The organism is Proteus myxofaciens ATCC 19692 (assembly GCF_001654855.1).
Classification (GTDB): Bacteria; Pseudomonadota; Gammaproteobacteria; order Enterobacterales; family Enterobacteriaceae; genus Proteus; species Proteus myxofaciens.
On record NZ_LXEN01000101.1, the window covers coordinates 1 to 7,380 of the forward strand.

Here is a 7,380-nt window from a genome sequence, read left to right on the forward strand (position 1 = left end):
ATTTACGGGCAAGAATTCTGAATATGCCAATTTAAAGAAAATCATTTCTGACTACCAAGAAGAAAATGGTAAACAATTTGTTGTTAGCTATAAAATTTATATACTTGATAAAAATAAAACACGAGATCTTGAGGCTAAGCTAGGCTTTGCATTTAATAAGAGTGGGACAAATATTGGTTTCAATAATAGTATTTTAGGACAGATAACTGATAGTGGATTAAGTATATCTTCTAATTTTAGTGGCGGAGATGATCCTAAATTTAAGCTAGGTGCACAATTAGAAGCACTTTATGAATTAACAGGAAAACAATTACTGCAAAGTGGGACTTTTGTTACTAAAAATAATATCCCTATTCCTCTTAGTATGACAAATTCAGAGAATTATGTTGCGGGCAGAACAAAAGCATCAAATAGTAGTGGTAATGACAATGCGAATTATATTGAGACACAAGTTACTACTGAGACATTAACAACGGGAACCAGCTTTATTATTACGCCGAGAATTATGTCAAATGGCAATATAGAAGTTGTGAGTGGTTTTACTCGAAGTACTTTGAATGGATTTAAACGTGTTGGTGAAGGTGATAATGAGCTGATGCTGCCAAATATCTCCTCAATACAGATGTTTAATACCTCACTATTACGTCCTGGCAATATTGCTATCGTGGGTGAGTTTGACTCAGAAGAAAATAATGATGGTAGCAATATTGGTATATTCTCTTATGGGCGATCAGAAGCGAATAAAAATAATACAACAGTAATGGTCGTTGGTGTGGATTACTATAACAATGCCCCAGTTAATCATGAATAAAACGACATTTCTTGATTTATTAGATCAAGGATTACGTATTCAAAATATATGGATTAGTGCAGATAAAACAGTAGAATCTCCATATAATCTTAAAGGTTTAAAGAAAATAAAATGTAAACGTTCTAATAATCTGTGTTATTTGCCAAAAAATATAAACCATTATCAGGTTCTTGCTATTTATATAAATGAAATTTATGGTGATGGTTTTTATTATATAAAGTTTACTAAAGATGAAGATGAGCTTTATTATTTATTAATAATTAAAGATGGTGATGTTTCATGTGAAACTGACTGTGTAATTAATAAAGAAATGTTAGAGCATTTTATTATTCATAAAGATTATTCTGAATATAAAGATTTGGAGATAAAGGAGTTAGATAATCATAATCTTAATGTCATTCTTGATGAGTATTGCACCGTTAAAGCATATACATTAAAAAAGAATAAAAGATTATCATTATCTCTTTTAACCTTATTTCTTATCTCTTCATTTTCTGTGATCTTTTTTATTGGTTCTATTGTGAATATATAACAGTATGAATAAATTTATTGATAATTGGAAGAATTCTGGAAAAACAAAACAGATCATCGCAATTGTTAGTGTAAGCTTAACAGTGGCTATTGGTTCATGTTCTTATTTCTATTATTCAAATTATAAAGAGCAAGAAGAAATAAAGTTAGCAAAAGAACTTAAAGAAAATCAAATAAAAAATGCGAAGAAAGCGATTACTAATTATTATGAAAAAGCTTTTGAAGGTGCGAGTATTAACCAACTTGTCAAGGTATTAGGTGAAATTAATATTAGCCGAATACCTTTACTCGAAACCGGTTTTAATGAAGATTATTATCAATGCGATATTAATAACTGTGATTTTAATTATATTTTGCGAAATAATTCAATTTTTAATTCACAGGAAAAGATTTTCTTTGGTAAACATTATAAGCCTATTTTTTCTGATAGGGAGTTATCCTATTCAGGAGTAGAGTCTGAGCTTAATAACAATACACTATCTAAATTTTTTCAAGAAGATAAAGAAATTAAGCTAGTGAACTGTAATGACATGTTAAATTATATTTATTCTTATAATAGCTCGAAAAATAGCGCAAATGATAAAATTACATTAACATCGTTACCAGAAAATAGTGTTGCATCACAAGAAAGTTCTTATCCTGACTATAAACACAGTTATGGTTTTATGGTTGGTACATTTACAATTACACAAACAGATAATCCATTGATGATGAAGATATTTTGGCAAGGGAAACCCTTTCAAAATTCATTTTTAATCACCAATTTGACAAAAATAAAAAATACGCCAAAAACAGTTATTTTAGAAGGGAAATTTATATGCAAAAAATAATTAAATTATCTTTTATTGTATTATTAACTGCATTACCAATGTCCTCCTTTGCTGAAGAGCCACAGCAAGGAGAAATTGCACAGACAAGTGAAAATGAAAATATCCAACAAGAAGACGAAACTGTTAATACAGATGATATTTCATTAGATCAAAAACAATTATTAGGTTATCTGAGTAATTCTATTTCATTTGAAACAGAAAGAAATAGACTACAAAATGAGTTAGAAATTGCCAAGCTAAAAAGTGAAATTGCAAAAATAGAGCAAACTAATGCTAAATCTGATGAGAAAATAAATAATAATTCTTATCAAGAAGATGAATATTCAGAAAATACACAAGAAGTAAAATATGAGAAACCATCATCTCCGCAAATTGTTCTTTATTCAGAAGTGGCTGGAGTCAGTAAATTTGGTGTGTTAATGGATAATAAAATCTCCTTTTTAGATTTAAATAAAGAATTTAAAGATAACGCAGGAAGTAGGTATATTATTAATAAGAGAAATAATCGTTATGTTGTCTCATCTCGATGAAGTAGATTTTTTTAAACTTACGATTAATAGGGCATCTTTAAATAATTTACCTTATGAATTTACTCTTTTGGAAAAAAATTTAGTCATTGCTGAGAAGGATGGTGAAAATTATCTCTTATCATTTGATATATCGACGAATAATTTCTCATTAATAAGAGAAAGATTAATTTATATAAATAAAAAATATAAATTATATGTTAATAACATATTGCTGGTTGAAGAAGTTTGTTATTTTGAAATATTAGAACAATATTCCCAACAAGTTAAAGCTAAAACATCAGTCAAAGCGAGTGATGTACAAATAGAATTAGAGCAATTATTAACATTAGCGACTGAATCAGGTGCGAGTGATTTACATATTACACGTGGCGATATTTTATCAAAAATAGAATTTCGTATTAATGGTGAATTAAGACTACATTCGCAAATGTATTCAGCACGTTGTGATGAGCTTGTCTTTGTTCTTTATAATGTTGAAGCGACTACCAAAGAAACAACATGGAATCGGCAAATACCGCAAAGTGCAAATATTCTCTATACATTGAATGATAAAAAATTCCGTTTTAGATATGCACACTTTCCTATATTTGGTGAATCACCTGATTGCTATCACTGTGTATTACGAATTATATCAGCAGATATTGATAAGGTTGTTAACCCTAGCTTAGAAAAAACAGGGTTTTCACCTGAAGAGATTGCAGATGTAAAAAAAATACTCAGTAATCCCTATGGCGTTTATTTTATTGCCGGTACTACAGGCTCAGGAAAATCGACGACATTAAAAACAGTCATGGAATGGTTACAAATAAATCGCTATGACGACAAGGGCTGTTTTATTACCGTTGAAGATCCTGTTGAATATTATATTTATGGTACAAAACAGAGTTCAGTATTAGATGTTAGTGGTGGTGGTTTCCATGCTGCGATTAAATCTGCACTAAGGCGAGATCCTGATGTTTTAATGATTGGTGAAATCCGAGATACCGTTTCATCTAATGCATTAGCAGGCGCTGTTGAAAGTGGGCACTACTGTTTTACTACTGTTCATGCCGGTAGCATTGTAACGTTACTTCAGCGTCTCAGTGCATTAGGTATTACCGGTGATAAGCTATCAACACCCGGTTTTATTGCTGGCTTACAATGTCAAAAATTAATGCCAGTGGTATGTCCTAATTGCTGTAATGAAAAAACGGTCACACTATGTCATCGGACTATTTCTGTGAAAGTAAAAAATAACGACGGTTGTAAGCACTGTAAATTTACAGGAATAAAAGGTCGAAAATTAATTGCTGAATATATGTTACCCAAACAAGATGAACTAGTTGCTATATCCAGAAGTAATTGGCTTGATGCTTATATCCATTGGCGAAAAAAACGATTCACATACCCCGGCATTAGTGAAGGATTTTCAATTAAAGAAAAAACGATGGCCTTTGTTATAAAAGGAATGATTTGCTATGACTGGTTTACACATGAGTTTGGAAATATTGAAGATGAAGATATGGAGATAATTTTTGAAAAAATTCACTAAAAAGCAAAGACTATATCTGTATCAATTTTGTGCCGATATGATCAAAGCAAATCTACCCCTTTATGATTCTATTTTAAAATTAAAAGATGAAGGACAATCAATATTAGGTCGAGGGTTTATTAAAAAATTAAATGCTTTTTTAGAAAGAATGACTTCAGGTGAATCACTGAGTTTTTCTTTTGAACCTTTTATTCCTAAAGAAGAGCTGAGTTTAATTTATTCTTCTGAAAAATCGGGAACACTTGCTGATGGATTTGAGGGTCTAGTTAATATTATTAACTATAAAGATGAGCTCAATGGAAAAATTAAAAAATCATTAGCATTTCCATTGATTATGTTTTGTCTCGCATTAGTTGTTATTGCAGGATATTCTCTTAAAGTTTTTCCCGCTTTTGAGCGAGTATTACCTGTTTCTCGTTGGCCTGCGGTCACAAGTTCACTCTATACATTAGGATTAGATCTTGCAGCGGGATTATGGATTAAAATCGGGATTGCATTTGTTATTGCCGTTATTATTATCAAATTGTTGTTAGCCAATACGACAGGTATTATTCGTGATAACTATTTAGATAGGGTGATTCCTTTTTCTATTTATAAGCAATTAAATGCTGCAATTTTAATTAGTAACCTAGCGTCAATGTTAAAGAATAATATTCCAATGCAGGAAGGCTTTGATATTATTTCATTAAACTCTAATCGATGGTTACTTTCCCACATTAATAGAATGAAGCGTAATATGTCTAATGGTTTAAACTATGGACAGGTACTTGATACGGGTATTTTTGATAAAAATATTTTATTAAATATAAGTTTATACTCAGCGCTACCTTCATTTTTTGACGTGTTATCTTCAGTGTCTGATATTACTAAAGTTAATATTAATACCAAGATAGAAAAATTGGCAGGACTATTAAAAAGCTTTTCAACATTATTATTAGGTGGAACGGTTATTTGGGTATTCCTTGCCTTATTTTCCTTATCTGATCAGCTATCTAAAATGTCAGCGTCCTAAAATATAATTTTCTAATTTACATATGGAAATATTATGAGCTTATTTCTATGTTGGTATATACCCTGTGTTATTTTTATTCTTGGGTTGTGTGTAGGTAGCTTTGTTAATGTTGTTATCTACCGCTATCCATTAATTATGTTACAAAATAATAATAGCACGTTTAAAAAAATGTCTTTGTCTTATCCTGAGTCACATTGTACAACGTGTAAAAATAAAATTCTAAAAAGAGATAATATTCCTGTATTAAGTTGGATATTAAGAAAAGGGAAGTGTCGTTATTGTAATACTTCATTTTCTATTCGTTATATGATAACGGAAATTGTTTTTGGTCTCGTTTTTTTATTCACTGAACTATATTTATATCCTGAATTTAGTTTGTTTTCTATTGCTGCAATATTAATCCTTTTTAGCTATTTATATTGTATTTTTTTTATTGACTTAAAACATTTTATTATCCCTGATGTGATGAGTTATACCTTATTAATTATGGGGTTATGTTGTGCTTATTTTAAACTTATCCCAATCAGTATTGCTGCTTCTTTTTCAGGAGCTATTTTCGCTTTTATCATTATTTCTATTTCAGGGCTTATCTTTAAAATAGCAAGAGGAATAGATGGATTAGGTTTTGGTGATTATAAGTTATTTGCAGTCGGTGGGGCATGGGTCGGTTTTTTTAATATTCCTTATTTAATTATACTTTCATCATTGATTGGTATTTTATTTTTTGGATTAAATAAAAAATACCATTTTTCTTCTATAGAGAATAAAGATTATTTAGATGATTTGATTGAGCAAAAGGATAATGTTATTCCCTTTGGTCCAGCAATATGTCTATCTATCTATTTTTATATGCTATATATTTTTATGAGTAGGTAGTTATAATGAAACAATTAACTTTAAAGATCTTTTATACTTTTTTGTTTTTTTTTAGTATGTCTGTTTATGCGGATAAAGCGCATTATCTGCGGATGGATGTAAAGAATAAATCTGCAATAACTTTAGAGTATGTATATTCCTCTTATGGGCCTAGATCTGATAAAGGTTACAATCCAAAAGTGCCGATTAAACCAGGCACAACGGGGTTACTTAAGTCTAAGGGCTGGATAGGCCGTGGCAATTATTTCGCGTTTGTCTATAAAATTAATAAAGATCTCTACCTTGATATTTTCATGTCACTTTATCAAAATAATTATGTTACTTACGAATATTGCTTTTCAAATAAGAAGCGCAAATTTCTTAATGATAATGATGGTTTTGGTGATGCAGATGCAAAATTAGTGTGTGAGAAGGGAAATAGCCATGCCCTTATCACAAATAAACCGTTTAGTTTTAATTATCATGAATATAGTTTTTCTGGTGTTATTAGCGGCGAAAATACGGGTGCATTTAAATTGTATCGAGGGTATTCTTTTCCAGCAGAATTTGAGGGCCCTGATTGTTCAACAAAACCGAAAGCAAAATTAGGGGTAAAAGTAACTACAGATACACTGGTTACCAAAAATGATGGGGTTTTCGCGATGATCGCCAGTTGCCCTTATTTTAGTTATTGCCCTCCTAATACAGAACTTTGTAAGAGTAAAACCGCTAATGGTATTTATACTGGTGATTTTTATTGGATACCTTTTTCAGATCAAACCCTCTATTTATTAAGAGATAAAACCTATGCTAATGTAACGCTCTGGGGAAATATTAATGAATATGATAAGTTACCTATGAATACCAGTATTAGGTTAGGAAAACCAAATATTAAGGTAGGAAGCATTGTTACTGGGGATAAGTTATATGATTTATTAACTGAGCTTAATAAAAGCTACTGTGATGCTTCTAAAAAACAAAATAAAGATGTCATTTGTGGAGAACCTAAATATACATTGCAAAAAAGAACATCAGGAGAAATAAAATATTTACCTGCGGCAGAATTAAAACATTATGATTGTTATGTTGATTCTGTCACTTATCCAAATATAGGTTCAAATGTCTGTACATTACGAGGTGAAAAATATAAATAGAGAGATAGGTTTAATCTTTCGCTTTTAATGAACTTTTATTACTTACAACACTTACCTGTTAAATATATTTAATAAGTAAGTGTTTTTTTTATTTTATAAATGGCTTTAAAAAATAAAAAAGCACTT

7 protein-coding genes and 1 pseudogene are annotated in these 7,380 nt (G+C 30.1%); all 8 read left to right on the plus strand.

From position 1 onward, the window contains the following. Positions 1-811, plus strand: a pseudogene (locus M983_RS17565) (type II and III secretion system protein); the annotation flags it as partial. Then, positions 789-1,343 carry a hypothetical protein gene (locus M983_RS10775; RefSeq protein ID WP_157091955.1) on the plus strand — a complete coding sequence of 185 codons (555 nt, stop codon included), beginning with the start codon at positions 789-791 and terminating at the stop codon, positions 1,341-1,343. The pseudogene M983_RS17565 and the gene M983_RS10775, both read left to right, overlap by 23 nt. 4 nt (positions 1,344-1,347) lie before the next feature. Then, on the plus strand, positions 1,348-2,172 hold the full coding sequence (locus tag M983_RS10780; RefSeq protein ID WP_066750235.1) for a hypothetical protein: 825 nt from the start codon (positions 1,348-1,350) through the stop codon (positions 2,170-2,172). After that, positions 2,160-2,702 carry a hypothetical protein gene (locus M983_RS10785; RefSeq protein ID WP_066750237.1) on the plus strand — a complete coding sequence of 181 codons (543 nt, stop codon included), beginning with the start codon at positions 2,160-2,162 and terminating at the stop codon, positions 2,700-2,702. Before M983_RS10780 ends, M983_RS10785 begins: the two co-directional genes overlap by 13 nt. Beyond that, entirely contained in the window at positions 2,683-4,233 is a 1,551-nt protein-coding gene (locus M983_RS10790) for an ATPase, T2SS/T4P/T4SS family (RefSeq protein WP_066750238.1), read from the plus strand. The genes M983_RS10785 and M983_RS10790 overlap by 20 nt, the downstream gene beginning before the upstream one ends. Then, entirely contained in the window at positions 4,217-5,245 is a 1,029-nt protein-coding gene (locus tag M983_RS10795) for a type II secretion system F family protein (protein WP_066750240.1), read from the plus strand. The genes M983_RS10790 and M983_RS10795 overlap by 17 nt, the downstream gene beginning before the upstream one ends. A gap of 33 nt (positions 5,246-5,278) precedes the next feature. Next, on the plus strand, positions 5,279-6,121 hold the full coding sequence (locus M983_RS10800) for a prepilin peptidase (RefSeq protein ID WP_083954590.1): 843 nt from the start codon (positions 5,279-5,281) through the stop codon (positions 6,119-6,121). A gap of 5 nt (positions 6,122-6,126) precedes the next feature. Further along, positions 6,127-7,254, plus strand: a complete 1,128-nt coding sequence (locus M983_RS10805; protein ID WP_066750242.1) for a hypothetical protein — start codon at positions 6,127-6,129, stop codon at positions 7,252-7,254. The last annotated feature ends 126 nt before the right edge of the window (positions 7,255-7,380 follow it).

Excerpts from the sequence above, each read along its gene's own strand:
- M983_RS10790 (WP_066750238.1), top strand. The coding sequence starts at position 2,683 with ATGTTGTCTCATCTCGATGAAGTAGATTTTTTTAAACTTACGATTAAT.
- M983_RS10800 (WP_083954590.1), top strand. The coding sequence starts at position 5,279 with ATGAGCTTATTTCTATGTTGGTATATACCCTGTGTTATTTTTATTCTT.
- M983_RS10785 (WP_066750237.1), top strand. The coding sequence starts at position 2,160 with ATGCAAAAAATAATTAAATTATCTTTTATTGTATTATTAACTGCATTA.
- M983_RS10805 (WP_066750242.1), top strand. The coding sequence starts at position 6,127 with ATGAAACAATTAACTTTAAAGATCTTTTATACTTTTTTGTTTTTTTTT.
- M983_RS10775 (WP_157091955.1), top strand. The coding sequence starts at position 789 with ATGCCCCAGTTAATCATGAATAAAACGACATTTCTTGATTTATTAGAT.
- M983_RS10780 (WP_066750235.1), top strand. The coding sequence starts at position 1,348 with ATGAATAAATTTATTGATAATTGGAAGAATTCTGGAAAAACAAAACAG.